The sequence below is a fragment of the Novosphingobium pokkalii genome (assembly GCF_014652855.1).
Classification (GTDB): Bacteria; Pseudomonadota; Alphaproteobacteria; order Sphingomonadales; family Sphingomonadaceae; genus Novosphingobium; species Novosphingobium pokkalii.
Window position 1 is genome coordinate 413,520 of sequence record NZ_BMZP01000001.1, and the last position, 22,087, is coordinate 435,606.

At 66.9% G+C, this 22,087-nt stretch carries 15 protein-coding genes; 7 read left to right on the forward strand and 8 right to left on the reverse strand.

The genetic code is table 11. The features are described from left to right. The first annotated feature begins 2 nt into the window (after positions 1–2). From IE191_RS01835 to IE191_RS01845, 3 genes are read left to right on the forward strand one after another with little or no spacing between them, the layout of a single operon-like run. Positions 3–2,078 (forward strand): amidohydrolase family protein, encoded by a 2,076-nt coding sequence (locus IE191_RS01835; protein WP_229815033.1) that lies wholly within the window; start codon positions 3–5, stop codon positions 2,076–2,078. Beyond that, positions 2,068–3,564 carry a S10 family peptidase gene (locus IE191_RS01840; protein WP_191322622.1) on the forward strand — a complete coding sequence of 499 codons (1,497 nt, stop codon included), beginning with the start codon at positions 2,068–2,070 and terminating at the stop codon, positions 3,562–3,564. The genes IE191_RS01835 and IE191_RS01840 overlap by 11 nt, the downstream gene beginning before the upstream one ends. Further along, complete coding sequence (locus IE191_RS01845) at positions 3,561–4,865, forward strand: APC family permease (RefSeq protein WP_191322623.1); 1,305 nt, start codon at positions 3,561–3,563, stop codon at positions 4,863–4,865. Before IE191_RS01840 ends, IE191_RS01845 begins: the two co-directional genes overlap by 4 nt. Here IE191_RS01845 and IE191_RS01850 read toward each other — a convergent pair. Beyond that, complete coding sequence (locus IE191_RS01850) at positions 4,796–6,289, reverse strand: S10 family serine carboxypeptidase-like protein (protein WP_191322624.1); 1,494 nt, start codon at positions 6,287–6,289, stop codon at positions 4,796–4,798. The genes IE191_RS01845 and IE191_RS01850 overlap by 70 nt on opposite strands. Continuing rightward, entirely contained in the window at positions 6,286–7,785 is a 1,500-nt protein-coding gene (locus IE191_RS01855; protein ID WP_191322625.1) for a M61 family metallopeptidase, read from the reverse strand. The genes IE191_RS01850 and IE191_RS01855 overlap by 4 nt, the downstream gene beginning before the upstream one ends. Positions 7,786–8,088: 303 nt before the next feature. On the opposite strand from IE191_RS01855, the gene IE191_RS01860 reads away from it, so the two are divergent. Then, positions 8,089–10,356: a TonB-dependent receptor gene (locus IE191_RS01860; RefSeq protein ID WP_191322626.1), complete on the forward strand. Its 2,268-nt coding sequence runs from the start codon at positions 8,089–8,091 to the stop codon at positions 10,354–10,356. Between the two features lie 77 nt (positions 10,357–10,433). Here IE191_RS01860 and IE191_RS01865 read toward each other — a convergent pair whose 3' ends face one another. Both IE191_RS01865 and IE191_RS01870 read right to left on the reverse strand, forming a co-directional pair. After that, positions 10,434–11,414: an ornithine cyclodeaminase family protein gene (locus tag IE191_RS01865; RefSeq protein WP_191322627.1), complete on the reverse strand. Its 981-nt coding sequence runs from the start codon at positions 11,412–11,414 to the stop codon at positions 10,434–10,436. After that, positions 11,411–12,706 carry an aminotransferase class V-fold PLP-dependent enzyme gene (locus IE191_RS01870; RefSeq protein ID WP_229815034.1) on the reverse strand — a complete coding sequence of 432 codons (1,296 nt, stop codon included), beginning with the start codon at positions 12,704–12,706 and terminating at the stop codon, positions 11,411–11,413. The genes IE191_RS01865 and IE191_RS01870 overlap by 4 nt, the downstream gene beginning before the upstream one ends. Before the next feature lie 181 nt (positions 12,707–12,887). Here IE191_RS01870 and IE191_RS01875 point away from each other — a divergent pair, with 181 nt between their 5' ends. After that, a complete protein-coding gene (locus IE191_RS01875) occupies positions 12,888–13,370 on the forward strand; it encodes an Lrp/AsnC family transcriptional regulator (protein ID WP_168557438.1) in 483 nt (160 codons plus the stop codon). Between the two features lie 98 nt (positions 13,371–13,468). Here the strand turns inward: IE191_RS01875 and IE191_RS01880 are convergent, their stop codons facing one another. Genes IE191_RS01880 through IE191_RS01895 form a run of 4 tightly spaced genes read right to left on the reverse strand, consistent with a single transcriptional unit; the run spans position 13,469 to position 18,922 of the window. After that, positions 13,469–14,677: an Aq_097 family APC-type transporter gene (locus tag IE191_RS01880; RefSeq protein WP_191322628.1), complete on the reverse strand. Its 1,209-nt coding sequence runs from the start codon at positions 14,675–14,677 to the stop codon at positions 13,469–13,471. After that, the gene (locus tag IE191_RS01885; protein WP_191322629.1) at positions 14,674–16,086 is read right to left on the reverse strand and encodes a DUF2254 domain-containing protein; all 1,413 of its coding nucleotides are present in this window, start codon (positions 16,084–16,086) and stop codon (positions 14,674–14,676) included. Before IE191_RS01885 ends, IE191_RS01880 begins: the two co-directional genes overlap by 4 nt. Then, entirely contained in the window at positions 16,083–17,360 is a 1,278-nt protein-coding gene (locus IE191_RS01890) for a cation:proton antiporter (protein WP_191322630.1), read from the reverse strand. Before IE191_RS01890 ends, IE191_RS01885 begins: the two co-directional genes overlap by 4 nt. Continuing rightward, a complete protein-coding gene (locus IE191_RS01895) occupies positions 17,357–18,922 on the reverse strand; it encodes a DUF389 domain-containing protein (protein WP_191322631.1) in 1,566 nt (521 codons plus the stop codon). The genes IE191_RS01890 and IE191_RS01895 overlap by 4 nt, the downstream gene beginning before the upstream one ends. A 421-nt stretch (positions 18,923–19,343) precedes the next feature. Here IE191_RS01895 and IE191_RS01900 point away from each other — a divergent pair, with 421 nt between their 5' ends. Together IE191_RS01900 and IE191_RS01905 are read left to right on the forward strand one after the other, a co-directional pair. Next, a complete protein-coding gene (locus tag IE191_RS01900; protein WP_373299210.1) occupies positions 19,344–20,081 on the forward strand; it encodes a VIT1/CCC1 transporter family protein in 738 nt (245 codons plus the stop codon). A gap of 192 nt (positions 20,082–20,273) precedes the next feature. Next, positions 20,274–22,004 carry a phospholipase D-like domain-containing protein gene (locus tag IE191_RS01905; protein WP_191322632.1) on the forward strand — a complete coding sequence of 577 codons (1,731 nt, stop codon included), beginning with the start codon at positions 20,274–20,276 and terminating at the stop codon, positions 22,002–22,004. Positions 22,005–22,087 lie beyond the last annotated feature (83 nt).

Here is a 22,087-nt window from a genome sequence, read left to right on the forward strand (position 1 = left end):
CCTTGGTCGCAGCCCCCTTCGCTGCGCGCGCGGCGGACGAAAACCTTGTCATCGTGTCGAACGGCGAGACCGTCGGCTCGCTCAAGATCCACACCCAGGGCAACCGCGTGGCCGTGGATTACCGCGTGGACGACAATGGCCGTGGCCCCAAGCATCACGAGGACTTGCAGCTCGATCCCACCGGCATTCCCACCAGTTGGACGATCAAAGGCACCTCGCTGATGGGCGGCACGGTGGATGAAAGCTATGCCTATGCGGGCCAGGTGGCGCGTTGGAAAAGCCAGGCGGACGCCGGCAGCCAGGCCTCTGCCCGCCCGCCGCTCTACATCGCCAACGATGACAGCCCCTATGCCCTGGCGCTCTATGCCCGCGCGGCCATGGGGCGGCCTAACCATTGCCTGGCCGTGCTGCCCTCGGGCCGGGTCTGCGCGCAGGCGGTGCGCAAGTTCACGCTGGGCAGCGGCAAGGCGGCCCTGCCGGTCACCGCCTGGCGCATCACCGGGGTGCAGCTCAACCCCGGCTATGTCCTGCTCGATGGCGCGGGGCGGCTGGCGGGCGTGTTCGGCCCCGGCGCCGATGGCACCACGATCCGCGCGGGCCATGAGGCGCAAGTGCCCATGCTGGGCAAGCTGGCGACCGAGCTGGAAACGGCGCGCGCCCTGGCGCTGCAACAGCAACTGGCGCACCGATTTGCCACGCCGCTGCGCATCCGCAACGTGCACGTGTTCGATCCGGTCAGCGGCACCCGCTCTGCCCTGTCGGCCGTCGTGGTGATGCGCGACACGATCACCCAGGTCTTGCCCGAAGACCCCGCTGCGCCCGATCCGGCCGACGAGACGGTGATCGATGGCCAGGGCGGCACGGTCTATCCGGGGCTGCATGACATGCATTCGCATTCCAGCCTGCCTTCGGGCCTGCTCTATCTGGCCGCTGGGGTCACCGCCACGCGCGACATGGGCAACGACAATGCCTTCCTGCAAGACCTGATCACCCGCGTCGATGCCGGGCAAGTGGCCTGGCCGCGCATCGTGCCCAATGGCTTCATTGAAGGGCGCAGCCCCTATTCGGCGCGCTTCGGCTTCATTCCCGCCAGCGTGGACGAAGCGCTCAAGGACGTGCGCTGGTACGCCACGCGCGGCTATGCCGAAATCAAGATCTACAACTCGATGAACCCCGATTGGGTGGCGCCCATCGCGGCAGAGGCGCATCGCCTCGGCCTCAAAGTGACCGGCCATGTCCCCGCCTTCGACACGCCCGACCGGGTGATTGCCGATGGCTATGATTCCATTGCCCACATCAACCAGTTGATGCTGGGCTGGATTCTCAAGCCAGGCGAAGACAGCCGCACGCCCCTGCGCCTGACGGCCATGGCCCGCGCGGGCAGCCTCGATCTTGCCGCGCCCGCCGTGCAGCATACGGTGGGGCTGATGCAGCAGCATCATGTGGCGCTCGATACCACGGCTTCGATCCTCGAACAGTTGATGCTCAGCCGTGCCAGCCAAGTGCCGCCAGGGCAGGAGGATTTCCTCGGCCACATGCCGATCGGCTTCCAGCGCTACCGCAAGCGTTCGTTCGTCACCCTGCCCGATGCCGCCACCGATGCTGCCTATCACAGCGGCTTTGCCAAAGTGCTGGAAACCATCGGCATGTTGCATCGCACCGGGATCGTGCTGCTGCCCGGCACCGACGAGGCGACCGGCTTTGCCGTCCAGCGCGAGTTGGAACTCTATGTGAAGGCAGGCCTGACCCCGGCGGAGGCGCTGCGCGCCGATACGCTGGATGCCGAGCGCTTTTTCGGGCGCGAGGGGCAACTGGGCACGATCGCGCGGGGCAAGCTCGCCGATCTGGTGCTGGTGCCGGGCAATCCGGTGGAAGACATTGCCGCGATCCGCCGCCCCCGCCTGGTGCTGCGCGGCGGGGTCGCCTATTTCCCCAGCGAGATCTACGCTGCGCTGGGCATTGCTCCATTCACCACGCCGCCGCCGCTCCATCCCGCCAAGGAAAGCCTGGCCAGCCAGGATGCCGGGCTGACCGCCCGCTCCGCCTTTGGATATGAGATTGCCGACCATGCCGATTGATCGCCTGATCCTGGCTGCTGCCCTGGCGCTTGCCCCGCTGGCCGCCCCGCTGCCCGCGCAGGCGCAGGACACTGCGCCGCGCGCCTTCGTCACCAGGGGCCAGGGCACGTTCGGCACCACGCGCGTCGCCTATGAAGCGGCCGAAGAGGAATTCATCCTGCCCAGCCCCGATGGCAAGGCGGCGGCCAGCGTCTTTGCCACAAGCTATCTGAAAGCCGGCGGGAAGACCGCAAAACCCGATCCCACCCGGCCGGTGCTGTTCGTGTTCAACGGCGGCCCAGGTTCGGCCTCGCTCTGGTTGCACATGGGCCTCCTTGGCCCGCAGCGTATCGATTTCGACGATCCCGATCATCCGCAGACCACCGCTCCGTTTCACACCGTGGTCAATGCCGACAGCCCGCTCGACGTGGCAGACGTGGTGCTGATCGATCCGCCCGGCACCGGCTACAGCCGCATCCTGGCCGATGGCACCCCGGCGATGTTCTATGGGGTGGAGCAGGACGCGGTGGCCACGGTGCAGGTGATGGAACAGTGGCTGGCCCGCCACGGCCGGATGAACGCGCCCAAATACATCCTCTCGGAAAGCTATGGCACGGTACGAGCAGCAGTGGTGGCGCGGCTGCTGGCCGGCGGCCCCACCCAGACCGGACAGATGGACGGCATCAGCCTGAACGGCGTGATCCTGCTGGGCCAGGCGATGGACATGGCTCATGGCGGGGTGGGCGATGATCGCGGCTATCTCGGCATCCTGCCCAGCCTGGCGGCCACAGCGTGCCATTTCCACAAGGTGGCGCCAGACTGCACCCCGCAGGGCCAGGCCGATGCCGCGCAAGCCTTTGTCAATGACACCTACCTGGGCGCGCTCCATGCCGGCTCGCGTCTCGACCCCGCGCGCCGCGCTGCCGTGGCGCAAGCCATGGCGCGCCTCATCGGTGTTTCCGCCGAAACGATCCTGGCCAATGACTTGCGCCTGTCGGGCACGACCTTTGCCCGCCTGCTGCTTGCAGGCGAAGGGCGGCGCACCGGGCTTTACGATGCCCGCTTCACCCTGCCGCTGGCCGCCGCCGGGCCAGACCCGGTGGCCGATGACCCAGCCATGGCGCAATATGTGCCCGGCTTCGTCGCCGCCTGGGACGCCTATGCCCGCGATACGCTCAAGATCGACCTGCCCCAGCCCTACAAGGCGATTGCCTTTCGCGATGTGAACGGCGCGTGGGACTATGGTTCGTCCCCCGGCAACTATGCCACCGACCTTGCCACGGCGATGAACCGCAACCCGGCGTTGCGCGTGCTGGTAGGCACCGGGTTCTATGACCTGGTCACCCCGCTGGGCACGGCGCGCGATACCATGGCCCATTCCGGTGCGCCGGCAGACCGCGTTGCCTTCCGCACCTATCCCGCCGGGCACATGGCCTATCTGGGCCGCGATGCACGGCAGGCGCTGGCCGCAGACTTGCGCGCCTTCATCACCGGCACGCTGCGATGAGCGCGTCGGAAACGCCGAGTGAGCTCGGCAAATCGGTTGGCCTGATCGGTGTCGTCACGTTCGGCGCGGGCACCGCGATCGGGGTGTCGATCTTCACGATCCTGGGGCCGACGGCGCAAGTGGCCGGGGCGGGCCTGTTGCCGGCGATCGGCCTGGCCGCCCTGCCGATGCTGATCTTTGCCCTGGCCTATGCCTATCTCGGGTCTGCCCTGCCGGTTTCGGGCGCATCGTATGAATGGCCGCGCCGCTTCATCCATCCGGCGGTGGGCTTTCTCATCGCCTGGATGCGCATCGTGGCCAACGTGGGCGCCATGGCGATCCTGAGCCAGGTGCTGGTCGGCTATCTCGGCATGGTCGTGCCACTGCCGCCGCTGCCGGCGATGGCGGCGCTGATCACGCTGGTCTTCGCGCTCAACTATCGCGGCGTCGCGCTTGCGGCCAAGGCGCAGACCGCGCTCATGGCCCTGCTTCTGGTGGTGCTGGCGCTGCTGGTCACGCTGGGCCTACCGCATCTGCGCGTGGCCACGATGGGGGCTCCGCTCTCGGTGCCGCTGCCCCATGTGCTTGCCGCCGTGCCGCTGATGATCAGCCTGTTCCTGGGCATCGAAAGCGCAGTGGAAATCGGGGAGGAAGTGCGCAACCCCGCGCGCACCATGCCCTTGGGCATTGCCCTGGCGATTGCGCTGACGGCGCTGGTCTATGGCACCGTGGCAGCGACAGCACTGGGCCTGGTCGGCCCGGCCGGATTGGCAGCCAGCAAGGCGCCGCTGCTCGATGCCGCGCGCGTGGCAATGGGCAGCCCGGCCGCCACGATCCTGATCGTGGGCGCCGCCACCCTCTCCATCGTCAAGTCGATGAACGCGCTGGCGCTGACCTTTTCACGCAGCCTCTTTGCCATGGGCCGCAGCGGCGCCCTGCCTACCGCGCTTGGCCGGGTCCACCCGCGCTTTGCCACGCCGCATGTGGCCGTGCTGCTGGCCTGGGCCTGCGCCATGGCCGGCATGCTCCTGCCGCAAAGCCTGGTGTTCCTGCTGCTCGCCGTCAATCTGCCGACCATGCTGAAATATGCCGCTTGTTCGTGGTCGGCAACGGTGGTTGCCCGCCATTACCCCGAAATCCACGCCCGTGCGGCACTGGGCATGACGCCTGCTACGGTCACGCTCGTCGGCCTGGCGGGCGTGGTGGCGGCGCTGGCCATTGCCGCCTTTGGCGTCGAAGCCGATCCGCGCCCCTATCTTCTGGTGGGCGGCTGGCTCGTCGTGGGGTTGGCCTGGTGGTTCGCGTTCGCGCGCAAGAGCTGATCGATGATGGCGCGCATCGCCCGGCGGCCCGGCGCATCGGCAAAGACCGAATGCCCTGCCGGCAGCGCCACCAGCCGCGCCCGCGATGGCGGCAGCCAAGCATGGCGCAGCGCATCGCGCGTGGCCATCAGTGGCACGGCCATGTCGTAATACCCACCCACCAGCGTCACCTCCAGAGCGGGATGATCGACCATGGCCTGGGCTAGGTTGCCGAGCAGATCGGGCAGGCGATCGGCCTCATCCCCGCCTGCCCCCTCCACACGCGGCCAGCGCCACTGGAAATTGACGTCCAGCGTCAGCGCAACATAGTCGCGCGCGGTCTGCACGCCCAGTTCGCGGCGCAGGTAATCGCCCAGCGCGGCAGACACGATCACATTGCTCGCGCCCAGCCCCAGCGCGGGATCGCTGGCCGCCGATGGTCGCCCGGCCACCGGCGCCGGGCGCGGCGCGGCCACGCGACTGTCGAGCCGGCCCACCACCTTGCCCTGATCAGCCAGCAACGCGGCGCGAAACATCTCCACGTCAACCCGCAAGCGCGCAGCGCGGATCGTCGCCGGGGGCAGGCCGATCAGCCGCGCCATCTGCGCCGCCACGCGGGCCTGCTCTGCCGGGGCCAGGGCGCTGCCGGCCAGCAAGGCGCGGGCATAGGGACCGGCGGCAAAGGCTGCCGCGCGCGCTTCCACTTGTGCCGGGGGCAGGCCCGCAAGCGCGCCCCTGCCGTGGGCCGCAGCGGCCACAGCCGTGGCCGGCAGTGCCTCGACCAGCTCGCTGTCCCCTTGCGGCCCGATCACCAGCGCGGGAGAGAGCAGGACCAGGCCGGCCAGGTTCACCTGCTTGAGCAAGGGCAGCATCGCCGCCGCACGGGTGCCGCCATAGCTTTCCCCCACCACGATCACCGGCGCATGGGCGCGGGCATGCGCGGCCAGCCAGCCGGTGATCGCCTGGGCCATGGCCCGCGCATCGCCCGCCACGCTCCAAAACGGGGCACCGCCACTGGGCGTGAGCGGGCGGCTGAACCCCGTGCCCACGGGATCGACGAACACCAGGTCGGCACGATCGAGCGGGGTCTCGACGTTGTCCACCAGGCCGGTGGCGTCGCGTCGGCGCGGCCCCATGGCCTCGATATGCAACGGAGAAGACGAAGCCCCCGGCCCACCGTTGAAGGCAAAGATCACCGGCCGCGCCGCATCGGCCGTGCCGCTGCGCAGATAGGCGATCGTGGACATCGTCGCCGCCGGCTGCCCATCCGCGCCGCTCAGCACCTGCTGCTCGAACACGGCGTCATAGTCCAGCCGCCCGGCGGGTGTGGCCATGGCATGGTGGCTGGTCGCCGGGGCAATCGGGCCATCTTGCGCCGGCTCAGGCGCCAAAGGCGGTGCCGCAGCCAGCAGCAGCGGCGCCAGCGCGAGGGCAGATCGGTTCACCGGCATGCCCCAACAGGTGAAGCGGCCCGTTGCCACTGCCAGCCATTCACATGCCCATGGGGCGTGTCCCACTGCGCCGCCACGCGGGCAAAGCAGGGGCCGAAAGTGTCTGGCAGAGGATCGAGCGTGTCCGTGCCGTCGAGGATCAGGCGCTTGAACCGGTCGCGTTCCCCCTCGTCGCCCAGTTCGCGCACGATCGCCGCCAGCCAAGCCTCGGTATCAAACCGCACGCCCTGCTCGCGCGACAGGAACAGCGGGAACAGCACGCTCTCCAGATTGCGCCGGCCATGGCTGTGGGCGCGGATGCGCGCGTCAAGATCATGGAAATACATCGCCGCGCGGTAATAGACGATGTGGCGCACTTCTTCATCGCCAAAGCCGATCTTGACGACGTCGGCCGCGGCCATGTTGCGCGCCTTGCTGGTGAAATAGCGCCGCGCCAGGCGGTTGACCGCTTCGAGATAGGCATCGCCGCTTTCAAACCCGCCGCGCCATTGCAGATCGTCTTCGTAATAGGTGGTCAGCCCTTCGGAAAACCAACTGGAAATGCCGCTGGGCGCCTCGATCTGGCCAGTCCACTGGTGGATCATCTCGTGAAAGAACAGGGAACTGGGCATTTCGCCCTGCTCACCCGGCGCCAGCGGCCCGCGCGAGAGCATGAACGACTGGTCCAGCGCCGTGCCGCCGCCATAGGGCGCCGCATCGCGGAACTGCACGAAGATGCGATAGGCGCGCTGGCTTTTCATATGGGGAAAATAGCCTTGCAGATAGCGGTGCGCCGCCCCGGCCCGCGCCAGCGCGGTGGGGACGTCGAACACCGGCTTACCCAGCCAGGTCCCGGCAAAGCCATCGCGCGTGCCGGTCGCTGGCCAGTGGCCCAGCGGCCCGGCCATGAACCAGCTATCGGCCAGCGCCTGCGCGCCACCGGGCACCACCACGTCACCGGCGCCATAGGAGATTGCCGCGCTGGCGCCCTTGGCCATGGCTGAAAGATCCCAGTGCAAGCGGGCGGGCAGCGCGTCGCGGTTTTCCGGCAGCAGCAGGAACCCGCCACCCGACGCCGCCAGGCCCCCGCCCACCGCGCGCAGGCCAAAGGCCGGCCCGCCGGGTCCACCCGCCTGCATCACCGTGGCGCGATAGCGGATCGCCACTTGCCCGTGCACCGCGCGGGTGGCGCGCCAGTGCCGATACCACGGGAACCCGCCTTTGACCGGCGGATCCTCGCTCACGGCCAAGGGCACCGCCCCCTGCGCGTCGCTCACGGCCAGGCCGCTGAGCCGGTCCGCCACGCCCGGCGCACCGGGATAGACCACCGGCGCTGCCAGCAGGAGCGTGCCATCGGCGGGCGCGGGCAAGCCCATCGCCACGGCGACCCCTGCCACCGCGCCATCGGCCATGTCGGGCCGCAGCGTGACGACAAGCTGGTCTGCCTGACGCGGCGCTGCGCCCATTGTCAGGATGGCGGCCAGCGGCAGGCAGGCACGAATGGAAGGCAAGGATTGAAACTGGGGCATCGCGGCGCTCGCTGTGGTGATGCCACACAGCGTAACGCAGGCGGCCCGGGCAGTCCGTGTCTTTCGCGCGCCGCCGATGACCGTGGGGGGCATAGATTATGCGGCAAGCGCCAGCGATAAAGACGAATCGCGCCCGGCACCACGGCACGGCTCACACCCCGCCGGGCCGCTTTCACGCATAAAAATGACCCCCGGTGACCGGCGCCGCGCCATATCCAAATAAAAATTCCCGCTTCGCTGTGGTGTTCTTGCCGACAACGAACCAACCAGAACATGGGGGCATGCATGCAGACCAACACCACCGGCGCGTTCCGCCGTCGATCCGCCCTGGCCCTGGCCCTGGCGCCGATCCTTTCGAGCGGCTTGGCCCTTGGCGCCCATGCGCAGACCGCCGCGCCAGATGCGCCGCAGGCCAGCGCCGATGATCCAGGCGAAACGATCATCGTCACCGCGCTCAAGACCAGCCAGCGCCTGATCGACGTGCCCGCCCCGGTCTCTGCCATTTCGGCCAGCACGCTTACCCAGCAGAATCTTCCCAGCATCCGCGACTATTTCAACCGCGTGCCCGGTCTGCAATATGCCGGCCAGGCGGTGCGTAGCCTTTCGCTGCGCGGCATTACTACTGGCGGCGCCACCAATCCCACGCTCGCCGTGCTGGTAGACGATGTGCCGTTCGGTTCGGCCACCGCCAATGGCGATACCGACATTCCCGATTTCGACCCGGCGATCCTCTCGCGCATCGAAGTGCTGCGCGGCCCGCAGGGCACGCTCTATGGCGCGTCCAGCCTGGGCGGTATCATCAAGTACGTGACGCAAGACCCCAGCACCACGCAACTCAGCGGGCGGGTGGAAGCAGGCGTTTCCACCGTGGCCCATGGCGGCCAGGGCAATTCGCTGCGTGGCTCGCTCAACGTGCCGCTGATCAAGGACCGCGTCGGCCTGTCGGTCAGCGGCTTCTATCGCCGCGATCCGGCTTGGGTGGACAACACCGACAGCAACACCGGGCAATTCCTGGCCAATGCCAATCACCAGCGCCAATGGGGCGGCCGCGCCGCCCTGCTGCTGCGCCCGGTGGACAACCTGACGATCACGCTCAGCGCCATTCGCCAGCGCCTGCGCACCGAGAACAGCGGATTGGTGGACTTCAAGTCAGACACGGACTGGAACAGTGTCAACGCGGATCCCTATTCGGTCACCCGCGTGCTGGGCCAGCCCAGCCGCAGCCAGTTCGATGTCTATTCCGCCCGCGCCGTGCTCGATCTGGGCAAAGTCCAGGTTACCTCGGTCACCGGGTGGAACGTCAACGAATCCGTCCCCTACCAGGATCTTACCAGCATCTTCGGCGGTCTGCTCGGACGGTACTACGACGGTCTGTCCTCGGTCTTCCTGACCAACTCGCATCGCGCCGCGCGCTTTTCGCAGGAACTGCGCCTGTCGGGCAGCGGCACCGCGCTCGATTGGATGCTCGGCGGGTTCTATTCGGTCGAGCATGCCAACATCGCGCAGACCATGCTGCTGATGAACGCCAGTGGCAGCCTGATCGACACGCCTTACGTCGGCGCCGGGCCTTCCACCTATCGCGAGCTGGCGGCCTTCGGCACGGTCACCGGTCACCTCGCCCCCGGCCTCGATCTGCAAGTGGGCGGCCGCTATGCCCACAACAAGCAGGACAACCTCTCTACCGTCGCCACCACGGGCGTTGCGCAATACATCTTCGGCTTTTCCAGCAGCGAAGAACACCGCACGTCGGATAGCCCGTTCACCTGGCTGGTTTCGCCAAGCTGGCACATCACGCCCGACGTGATGGTCTATGCGCGCGTGGCCAACGGCTATCGCCCCGGCGGCACCAATACCCTGGCCGATGGTGTGCCCGGAACCTATCGCTCCGACCGCGTGGTCAACTATGAAGCGAGCGCCAAGGGTTCAGTGCTGGATGGCAAGCTCGATTTCGACCTTTCCGTGTTCCAGATCGACTGGAGCCGCATCCAGTTGCAGAACACCTCGGCCAACGAGCTGACGTTCACCACCAATGGCGCCAAGGCGCGCAGCCGGGGCGTGGAACTGGCCGGAACGGTGCGGCCGTGGAAGGGCGGCGCAATCAGCGGCAACGCCACGTTCACCGATGCCGTGCTGACCCAGGCCCTGCCGGCGGCCACCGATGGCGGTTCCGCGCTGGTCGGCGCCAAGGGCGATCGCCTGCCCAATTCGGCGCGGTTTACCGCCAATATCGGGCTCGATCAGAAAGTGCCGCTGGGTGAAGGCGTCAGCGGCTCGCTGGGCGTGAACTATGCCTGGACGGGCAAGCGGCCGGGCGATTTCCTCAACAGCCTCGCCGCAGCGGGCCGCAAGCGCCAGATGCTGCCCAGCTATGGCCAGCTCGACGTGCGGGCCGGCGTGACGCTGGACGCAGGGTGGAGCGTCAACATCTTCGCCCGCAACCTGACCGACGAGCGCGCCGTGCTCTACGCGATCAACCGCAACGGCACCACCGCGCCCTATGGCCGCTACATCCCGCCCCGCACGGTCGGCGTGCAGTTTGCCGGTTCCTTCTGAACGGCCAATTCCCCGAAAACATTCGGGTCGCAACGGTCCGCTGCCTTCATTCCACGGAAGGCAGCGGATTTGCCGTTTCAGGCCGCTCGCCCTGCCCTCACTCGCTCCAGCAGCAACTGCGCGGCGGCAATGTCCTGCACGGCATGGCCGAGCGACTTGTAGAGCGTGATATCCTGCGCGTTGCGGCGGCCGGGCACCTGGCCCAGCAGCACTTCGCCGATCTCGGCCACGATATGGGCATCGTCCACCGCGCCGGCGGCACGGGCGACCAGGAATTCGGCGGCCGCCTCGCGGGCATTGGCCTTGCTGTCGGCGATATAGCGCGCGGCAGCGACAAGCGCCGTGTCGGCTTCCACCGGGCCGGGCGCACTCGATCCCACCAGGTTGACGTGGGTGCCGGGCTGCACCCATTGCCCCAGCAGGATCGGCTGGGCCGCGCCGCTCACCGTGCAGATCACATCGGCCTGCGCCACCGCCGCTTGCGCGTCGGGCGCCACGGCCACGGGCAGGCGGTCCTGCCATTCCTGCACCACCGCAGCGGCGCGGGCGGGATCGCGGCCCCAGATCAGGATGCGGTCAAAGCGATGAACCAGCGGCAGTGCGGCCAGATGGGTATGGGCCTGCCCGCCGGTGCCCATGATCAGCAGCACGCGCGCATCGGTGCGGGCCAGGGCGCGCGTGGCTACGGCCGTGGCGGCCGCCGTGCGGATATGGGTCACCGCCTCGGCATCGACCACCGCCACGGGGCGGCCTTCCGCCGGCTCGAACAGGGTGATGACCCCGCGATGGCGGCGCTGGCCCGGCCGGGCAGGATCGGCAAACACGCTGATCAGCTTTGCGCCGAACATGCCATCGTCGGCCAGGCTGGCGGTCATCTGGGCAAAGGTGCGCCCCTCGCCCATGTGGATCATGGTGCGCGGCAACTGCCGTGTTGCGCCGCCCGAAAGCGCGCGCATGGCCGCCTCCATCGCCGCAATGCAGGCAGGATAATCGAGCAGGCGATGCACGCGCTCGCCATCGATGAACACCAGGTCTTGCGCCATCTCGGCCTCTTTCATGCGCGCGGCAGGGCCGCCAGGAACCGGTCTATGTCGGTATCGTCGTTCTGCACCGAAGGCGTCAGGCGAAAGCGGTTGGCCGAAAGCGTCAGCTTGACCCCCGCCGCCGCCATTGCCGGGCCGATCCTGGCGCGGGCATCGGCACAGATCGCCGTCACGATCGGGGCGCGGCATTCGGGCGGCGTCATCACCGCATATCCACGCGCGGGCAATTCGGCCTTGAGCCGAGCCACCAGCGCTTGCGCATGAGCCTGGATGCGCGCCACCCCCGCGGCCATGATCCAGTCGAGCGAATGGTGCAATTGCGCGATCACCGCGTGGCTGTGGGTGCCCAGGGCAAAGCGGCCGGTGGCATTGTCGGCAAACGCATAGTCGGCCACCCCCTCCCCCGGCGGATCGAGCGGATAGATATGCGGCTGGAACGCATCGATGCCGTAATAGCCGTAGGCGCAACGCTTGAGGCGCGGCCACACATCGCGCCGCACATAGAGGAAGCCCAGCCCGAAATCGCCCATCAGCCATTTGTACGAAGCGCAGGCGGCGAAATCGACGCCGCTCGCTTTCACGTCCACCGGCACGCAGCCGGCGGCATGGATCATGTCGGCATAGACCAGCGCGCCATGGGCATGGGCCAGGTCGCACACCGCCTTGAGATCATGCTCGAACCCGTTGATCGTGGACACCTGCGAAAGCGCCACCAGCCGCGCTCCACCGGCCCCGTTCCCTTCTTCAAGGGCCTTGGCCATGTCCTCCAGGCGGATGCGCCCATCCACCGCCCGCACCCAGGTGACGTTCACTCCCTGCCGCGCCATTTCCTCGTACAGCGGAATGGAGCCGAAGAAATGCAGCGTGTCGGTCACCACGCGGGCGCCGCCGTTGCCTGGCAGTTCCAACGCGCGCAGCACCATCTGTTCCGCCGCCGTGGTGCTTTGCACATAGGTCACTTCGTCGGGCTCGGCATTGATCAGCCTGGCGAACTTGGCCAGCAGACCTTCTTCGTCCAACTCGTACCCTTGCGCGGCGGGGTCCAGCCGCCGCTTGGCCAGATAGGCCTCGATCGCGGCCTGACCGCCCAGGCTCAGCGGGTGCTGCGATCCGTTGTCGAGGTAGGCCAGGCTGGTCGGCGCAAACGCAGCGCGAGCCGGCAGCACGGTGGCGATGGGCGCAGGCGCCGCCATGGCGTGCGGCCCTACCGCCATGCCGGCGGCCACGCCTGCGCCAAGCCCGTGGATCGCCTGGCGCCGCGTCAGCCCCGTTTCCGCCATCGCCTCTTTGCCCTGCCGATATGCCATGCTGCCCAGCATAGCTGCGGGCCGCTGCCAATTCATGCCGTTTCGCCGCGCGTTTGCGCATAACCATGCCGGGTGATGCAGGCTCGCACCGTTCATGCAGGAAATCCATGCATTTGGTCGATGTTATCTTGCACCAACCCAAATGCTGGATAGATTTTGCGACGTTTACAAGGATTTTCGCATGGCAGAACCACTCAGTCCGATCGACCTCAAGATCCTCGACCAGATCCAGAAGGATGCCAGCCTTTCCACCACCGAACTGGCCGAAAAGGTGGGCCTTTCGCAATCGCCGTGCTGGCGGCGCCTGCAACGATTGCGCGAGGAGGGCTATATCAAGGGCCAGGTCGCGCTGCTCGATCGCAAGCAACTGGGCGATGCAATCATCGTCTTCGCCACGCTCAAGATGGCCGCGCTGTCGGACAAGCAGCGCGAGGATTTCCTGCGCAAGATCGAAATCACGCCTGAAATCCTGGAGTGCCACACCATTTTCGGCGAGCGCGACATCATGATCAAGGTGATCGCGCAATCGCTGGAATGGTATCAGAAATTCATCTTCAAGGTGGTGCTCAAGCTGCCCGGCGTGATCGACATCGTCTCCACCGTCACGCTTTCGGAACTCAAGCACACCACGGCCATTCCCGTGCGCGGGTTTGCCAGCGTCTGACGATCCCGGTCGTGCCATGCCCGGGGGTTTGGGCGCTCAACGACACTGGCCTCTAACTTGTCGCGCCGGCCCCGTGGTGGAGGGCGCTGCCGCTGTGTTCACCCTTCCGCCGGCGCACCGACGGCGGCCGCGATCAGGCAGACCAGGCCGATGGCGACAAAGCCGAGCCGCTGCGCCGTGGTCCCTGCCCCCGTGCGGATCGACACGATCAGCGCCAGCACACATTGCAGGGCGTAGAACAGCGCGAAAGCGCGTGAGGAAAGCGCGACGACTTCGAACGGGTCCGTCAGCCAGACGATCACGATCGCCAGGCCACCAGCCAGCAGGAAAGCCAGCGGGACGCTGATCGTGCGCCGCGAAACTTCATTGATGAGCCCGCCCGACCCGATCGAGTCCGCCACCGCCGCGCTCAACTGGCTGGCCACCGCGCCGATGAGCACAAACAGGCCAAGCGCCGGGGCGATCAGTTCCATGATATCGAGGATACCCGCCACCCCCTGGGTGGCCGCCGCGCGCGACAGGAACGGGGTGAGCAGCGCGATGAAGGCCAGATAGATCGCCGAGGAAATCCATTGCGCGTGCCGCATCGTCCGCACCCGCAGCGTGGCCGGATAGGCATGGCCAAGATAGCGCGAGGTTTCAAAGCCCTGCACCGTGATCAGCAGGCCCAGCAGCATCGGTACGCTGGCAAACGACAGCCGGACGGGGGGCAGAGCCATGTGCGAACCGCCGATGACCCAGGACAGCGCGAGCGCCACGAGCAGGCCGGCAATGATCCCGATCTTGAGCGAAACCGTGCCATGGGCCAGATGCTCCACCTTGCGCAGGCTGCCGCCCAGGGCGAGCAGCGTCATCAGCACGATCAGCACTGTCACGATGATGTTCGCGGCAAGCGGTTGCAGTGCCGGGGCGATGGTGATCGGCTTGAGCGAAAATTCCGCCAGCAGCTTGAGATAATAGGCAACCGACACTGCATAGGCCAGCGCCAGCACGCCCTGCGTCACCCGGGCCAGCCAGGCGACCGGATCGTTGAACCCGGCCGTGGCGAGATAGGCTTCGATATGGACGATATTGAACCGGATCACCGCGCCGGCGGCATAGGCGATAGCCAGCAACACCGCCATGGCCCCCAGCGCGGCGCTGCCGAACTCGCGCGCAAGCAGCGGCCCACAGATGAGAAAGCCCGATCCGATGATCGACGCTAATGGCGTGACCGTCGCGCGCCAGGTGTCGCTGCGGGCAAAACGGCCAAATGTCAGCGCGATCGTGACGAGCAGCGCAACGACCAGGGCAACGGCAACAATCATGTGATCCCTTCCATCCGGGCCGTGGTGCCGGCGCAAAGACTTTCGCCAGTGGCGCGGGCCAGGGCTGCGAGCACGCTGTCGGCGCGGCCGACCACGGCATCGCGGCAAGCACCATCGAGCGTGTTTGCGGCCAGAGCGCGAAAGGCGCGGGCCTGCCTGGCAAGCGTTGCGATGAGCGCCGGATCATCACAATGGTGGGCGACATCGCCCAGTGAATCGAGAAAGCGCTTGCCAGCGATCATGTCGGCGCTGGCATATTGCGCGAGGGCGCCAAACGCGCGTTCGATGAAATCGTCGAACGTCACGGGAAGCAGCAGCAGCCGCAACTGCCCATCGGCGTCGACGCGCTCGCACGGCGGCAGCCGCCGTTGCGCCAGGGTTGCCATCGCCGCGCCAAGCCAGTCGAGACAGCTGCTGGCCGTGAAGGGATCGTTGACGCCGGGTGACAGCGCGCGCGCCGCGATCTCCACCAGTTCGTCGATCAGGAAGCGCAGGTCTTGCAGCGCGCTGCGCCGGGAGCCGAGCGCACAGGCCTGGCGCAAGGCGGCAGCGGCCTGTTCGCTGCACTTGCCGGCCGGCCAAGCCGTCATCAGCAGGCTGTGCTTGTGCACGAAGTCTCCGGGCTGGCGATGCAGGCGGACGACCATGTCGTGCGCGCGCGCCGCCTCGATCACGGCGCCTTCGTCAATCACCTGGATATAGCCGATCCCGTAGGAAAGGATCGGTGCCGGCTGCTCCTGCCCGGCGAGGGGGGCATCGGCTGACAAGGCCTGCGGAACCGGCAGATCGCCGGCATGGTTGGCCGGCGCGGGTTCGTCCTTTGCCGGAAAGCGCGCCTCGATGTCGTGCACCAGCCGCCCGCCGATCTGTTCGATCACGCTGTTGATGTGGATCCGCATGGGCACGTGGTGAATGAAATAGATCAGAACGGCGATCGAGCAGAGTACCAGCACAAGCGCGATCAGCAGCGCCAGTTGCGGCACGAAGGCGGCCGCACCCGTGCCGCCCTCCCCCGCCGAGCGGATCGTGCGCAACACCACCAGCGAATAGACGAACGTGGCGATGAAAGTGCCCAGGGTCACCTGGTTGCCGCGATCGGACATGAAATTGCTGAGCAGGCGCGGGCCATATTGGCCCGATGCATAGACCACCGCCGCGATCGTGACCGAAAAGGTCGTGCCGGCAACGCCGATCATCGAACCGCCGATCGCCGACAGCAGGCTGCGCGCGCCATCGGCGCGCGCCGCATCGAGCCCGGGCAATCCGGTCGTCCAGGCCATCGTGCCGGCATGGCTGTCGATGGTGACCGTGGTCAGCGCCAGCAGCAGAGCCGCCAGGGCCATGATCGTGGGGACGAACCAATAGCTTTCGCGCAGGGTGGCCGACAGCCGCAGCAGGCGCGCCTTCATGCCGGTGTCCCTTCGTTCTTCGCGGTAAGACGCTCCAGTACGCCCTTGATGGTGCCGCCCTGCCCGATGACCGAGAACAGCACGACGAGATAGGTGGCGGCAAGGATCACCGGGCGCGCCGGGCCATCGGGCAAGCCAAGCGCCAGGGCAATCGAAATGCCGCCGCGCAGCCCGCCCCAGATCAGGGTCACCGGCGCGACCAGCCCATAGCGATGCCCCGGCCGGATCGCGCAGAGCGGCAGAAGCACGGAAATCGAGCGCGCTGCAAGCGCCAGCGGAATGGCGGCAAGGCCCAGCACCACCAGGCGCAGGTCGCCCGGAATGGTCACGACTTCCAGCCCGATCAACAGGAACAGCACGGTGTTGAGGATATCGTCGATCAGATCCCAGAACTTGTGCAGGTAATCGCGGGTGGTGTCGCTCATCGCATGGGCCACGCCGGCGTTGCCGATGATCAGCCCGGCCACGGCCATGGCCACCGGCCCGCTGGCATGCAGCGGCCGCGCGATGGCATAGCCGCCCATGACCACGGCAAGGCTGATGAGCACTTCGACCTTGTAGTCATCGATCGAGCGCATCAGCCGAAACGCGATCCAGCCGATCACCAGCCCGAGCACGACCCCACCGCCCGCCTCGGCCGCGAACAGGCTGGCGGCATGCCCGATGGAAAACGGCTCGCCCGACAGCGCCGATACGAGCAGGATGGTGAAGATCACCACGCCCACCCCGTCATTGAACAGGCTTTCCCCCGCAACCGTGGCTTCGAGCGTGGGCGACACCTGGGCACGCTTGAGCACGCCCATCACCGAGACAGGATCGGTCGGGCTGATCAGCGCGCCAAAGACGAAGCACCAGATCGCCGGCAGTTCAAAGCCAATGGCGTGGGCCAGCAGCAGGAAGCCGCCACCGATCAAGGCGGTCGACAGCGCCACGCCGATGGTGCTGAGCACGATGATCGGCCAGCGACCGCGCCGCATCTCATGCCAGTCCACGTGCAGCGCACCGGCGAACAGCAGGAACGACAGCATGCCATCCATCAGCGTGGTATGGAAATCGATGCCGGCGATGAAACCGACGATATCCCGCGCGAAAGCAGCCCCGGGCACGAACCGGGCGATGCCGACGACCAGCAGCGAGGCAACGGCGCCCATCACCGTCAGCCCGATCGAGGCGGGCAGCTTGAGGAAGCGGTAGTTGCAATAGCCCAGCCCGGCGGCGAGCACGATGAGGATCGCCGCCGCATCGAACGGCGTCAGCGCAACGCCGGCGATCATTGCCCTTCTCCCGTCGACAAGTGGAACCGTGACCCGCCGCCCGGGGTCGGCAGCACGCCGATGCCCTGGGTTGCCAGCACAGCCGCCACCGCCAGGGCGCGCCGCTGGGCCAGGCTGGGCCGCGCCGGGGGCGTGCCGGCCGGCAGCCCCGGCACGCCGAGTGCGGGCACGTTCCAGCGCCGTGCCGCCCAGGCCGATGTCAGCACGGCATCGCGCGCCACCGGATCCAGCGCATCGGCATTGTCGGCAAAAGCGATCTCGGGCAGTGGGCCTTGCGGCGGCACGATGGCCACGCTCCAGCCGTCGGTCTGCGCGGCGGCGCGGGCTTCCAGCGTGCGATAGGTGGCAACGGTTGCGCCCGGCAGCGGCACCGCCGCCGCCGTCACGCGGTGATGATCACGGTCGATCGTCACATCATCGGCCGCCACCCCGGTGATCAGGGCAATCATCTGCGCGATCGCCGCCATGCGCTGGGCCTCCAGATTGGGCTGGTCGCCAGCCTGGCGCAGTTCCTCCCGCTGGGCATCGATCGCGCCCGCCCCCGGTTCGAGCAGGATCTGGTCGATATCCAGGCGCACCGGGCGCCCCAGTTCCTGTTCGATCGCCTTTTGCAGCACCACGGTCTTCTGGGTCTTGCCACGTGGCGTGATGACCACGGCGCGGATCACGTTGGGTGTGCGATCGAACGCCACGTCAAGCTGCGTGACGCGCGAGGCGCTGCCAAACCGCTTGGTCAGCAGCGAGCGCACTTCCGACACGGTGAGCGCCTCGCGCGCGATGCGGTTGAGTGCGAAGCCGAGCGGGATGGCCATGGCCACGAAGACCAACAGCAGCAAGATGGTCTGGGTCCAGCTCTGCCGGCTGGAGAGCTGGTGCCCAAAGCCGTAATAGCGCGCCATCACGGTGGCCGAGAGCGCGATCGTGATGAAGTTTGTGACAAACAGCGCCAGGGCTCCGCCGAGCACCGGCAGGTTCCACGTCGCAAGGCCATAGCCCACCACGGCGAGCGGCGGCATCAGCGCGGTGGCGATGGCCACGCCGACAATGGTCTCGCCCCGGCCACGGATGATGGCAAAGCTGCCGGCGAGCGCGGCAAACAGGGCAACGCCTAGATCGAACAGATTCGGGCGCGTGCGGGCAACGATCTCGGCCGTGGGGGCCTGCAATGGCGAGGCCGTGACGATCAGGGCCGTGAATGCCACGGCGGCAAAGGCGCCGATCGCCAAGGCCAGCAGCGATCGCCGCATTTCGGCAAAATCGAACAGCGCCAGGCTGAATCCGAACCCCAGGATCGGGCTCATCAACGGCGAGATCAGCATGGCGCCGATGACCACGGCGGGCGACGATAGCAGCAACCCCAGCATCGCGATGCCGGCCGACATCATGGTCATGAAGGCATAGCGCGGCGACCAGCAGCTTTCCGCGAAGATCCGTGCCACGACCGCCTGGTGATCGACCGGCCCCACGACCCGGCGGCGCCACCAGCGGTAAAGGGCAAGGCGGCTGAGCCGCGCGCCTACCCGCTTGCCTGCGCCAAAGGTTGGTCCCGTCGCTACTTCCATGCTTGCTCCGATGTCTGCGCAAAGGCCGAGGGCCGTTCCCGATATGGCGAGGATGGCATCCGCGATCGGTTCAACGCCAACCAGCGCTGGTTGATCCGGCGCCGCGAAAAGGGCGCAGGCGCCGGCCGAAAGCGGCGAGTTGCGGCCCGGCGGCAAAGCGCGCGGTGTGTCCACGCTGAAACGCTGGAACGGTCATGGGCATGCAGCACGGGAAACGTCCGGACACGACTGTGGGCCCGCTGGCGGCCCGACCAGCGCAAAAGCCTGCCCGCGCCAAGTCCTGGCCAGCGAGCACCCACCTCCTCTATTGCATCGCCCATCCCGCACCGCAATGGTTTCCGGACGCGCGGGTTCGAACGTTTGGCGCAACGCGAGGCACGAACTTGCACCGTCGGCATTTGTCTGTGCGTGCGCCTTCAGGATGGCTATCACGGCATTCGTGCCACGCAGGAGAAGATCGATGGCAAAGCAAGCTGGCCGCGAATATCATCTCGTCGACCGGATCGGATGGCTGCGCGCGGCAGTGCTGGGCGCCAACGACGGCATTCTTTCCACGTCCAGCCTGGTCCTCGGCGTCGCTGCGGCCGGCGGTACGCGGGCCAGCGTCCTGATTGCAGCGCTGGCGGCACTGGTGGCAGGCGCCATGTCCATGGCTGCGGGCGAATATGTCTCGGTCAGTTCGCAGCATGATACCGAACAGGCCGACCTGGCACGCGAAAGGGCCGAATTGGCCGCAGACTTTTCCGGCGAACAGGAAGAGCTCGCCCGGATCTATCGCGAGCGCGGCATAGATGAGGCGACCGCGCGGATCATCGCCCGTGAACTGATGGCCAAGGACGCTCTGGCCGCGCACGCTCGCGACGAGCTTGGCATCACCATTGCCAACACGGCCCGGCCGATCCAGGCCGCATTCACGTCGGCAGCAACATTCACCTTCGGCGCCGCCATGCCGGTGCTGATCGCGGCCATCGCCCCCCGTGCCTGGCTGATCCCGATCGAAATCGCCGGCTCGCTGCTGTTTCTGGCCGTGCTTGGTGCCATCGGCGCGGTGACCGGCGGCGCCAATGTGTGGCGCGCCACGGCCCGCGTCACATTTTGGGGAGCGCTGGCGCTGGCCGTTACGGCGGGCATCGGCCGGCTGGTGGGAACAGTCGTATGAAGGATCGGATCATACAAGGCAATTTGATAACAAGATGACAATCGTCTGACCAATCATTTCCACAAAAATCAACGCATTGTTCAATACATTCCACGTTGGCATCATTTGTGGACTCAAGCCGCCCAATTCATGATATTCTGATTCGCGATCTGAATATTACTGTGGACTGCACAATAGCGCGGGGGACAGGGCATGCGGGTCACGACGGAAGCGGGTTCTCTTCGGCTGCGAGCCATTTCCGGCACCCGCGTGGTCTTGCTGGCGATCGATATTGCCGAGCAGGCCCGCCACGGCCTGCTCGGCTTTGCCATTGCCCGGCTGGAAGACGGGGAAACGGTCTGGCTGCAAGGGCGCAAGGTCTTTGCCAGCGTGGAGCCGCATCCCGATCCGGCCGACAGCTATCCCAGCAACCGCTACCCTATCCAGAGCCTGATCTGGTCAGACTTCAACGCCGCCCCTGGGCAGGAAATCACCTATCGCGTGCACCCGGTCTATGGGCCGGTGGCGGCGGTCAGGCTGGGCGAGGCTGCCGAGATCACGATATCGACGATTGACCCGACGGCGGGCGCACACGGCATCTATTTCAATTTTGGCGCGATCGCCTCCCAGGCGTTTGCGGAAACCTTCCACAACCAGAAGCCGCAGGACGAGGATGATCCCGCCGATCGGGAGGTACAGTGGCTCTCGCGCGGGGCGTTGCAGGCAGCGCTGGATTTCATCGCCAAGGCGCAAGACGGGGATTCCCTGCGCGTTGCGGCCTATGAATTTACCTACACCCCCATCCTCAAGGCGCTGCGCGAGGCGGCCGGGCGCGGCGTGGACGTGCGCATCGTGCACGAGGCGGGAACCGAGCTTGACGAAAAGACCCACACGCAAGTGCCCACCAGCGCAACAACTGCCGCCAAGAACGCGATCGAGCGGCTCGGCCTGGCCAACCAGCCCAACCTGCGGCTCATCAAGCGTACGCGGCGCCGCAACATTCCGCACAACAAGTTCATCGTGTGGATGCGCGGCGGAGCGGCGCTGGAAGTGCTGGCCGGATCGGCCAATTTCACCGCCTCGGGCTTCATCGGCCAGACCAACGTGGTCCATATCGTGCGCCACCGCGATGTCGCGCAGGACTACCTCGAATACTGGACCGAACTGTCCAAGGATCCGACCACGCCGGAACTCTCCACCTGGACCCAGGCCAAGACACCTCAGGACGATCTCGACGCGCTGACGGCGCCGCCTGGCATCACCACGTTCTTCTCCCCCCGCAAGAACGATGTGATGCTGGCGTGGTATGCCGACCAGATTGCCGCCGCCACCGGCACGGTCATGTTCACCGCCGCGTTCGGCGTGAACAAACTGCTGGCTGCCCAGTTCGGCATCGATCGCCCATTCGCGCGCTTCATTCTGCTGGAGGATGAACCGGACAAGCTGCTGAAAGCCAAGATGGCGCAAGACCGCGACGTCGTGGCGGCCTATGGGTCCATCCTGGGCGATTATGCCAAGAGCAAGAAGGCGTTCCCGCCCTCAAGCCTCGACGCTTGGTTCCTCAAGGAAGAATTGTTCCGCAAGCAGGGGCACGTGTTTTTCATTCACACGAAGTTCCTGCTGATCGATCCGCTGGGCGACAATCCGCTGGTTTGCACCGGCTCTGCCAACTTTTCGACGTCATCGCTGGAAGCCAACGACGAGAACATGCTGCTGATCCGCGGCGATACCGCTGTCGCCGACGTCTATCTGACGGAATTCGACCGGATCTTCCGCCACTTCTATGCCCGTCAAGTGATCGACCGCCTTGCCGCCGAAGGCAAGCCGCTGACCGAAGCCAAGTTCCTGGACGAAAGCGATGGCTGGCTGGGCGAATATACCCAGCCCGGGCGCCTCAAGACCAATCGCCAGCGGCTGTTCTTTCCCAACTGGCCAGGGAGATGACCCAAACTGCCTTGTGGCAGCGTCATGACAGACCGGCAGCCAACGCGATGCGCAGATGCCGGTTGCCGCCGTTGTCCCGGCCC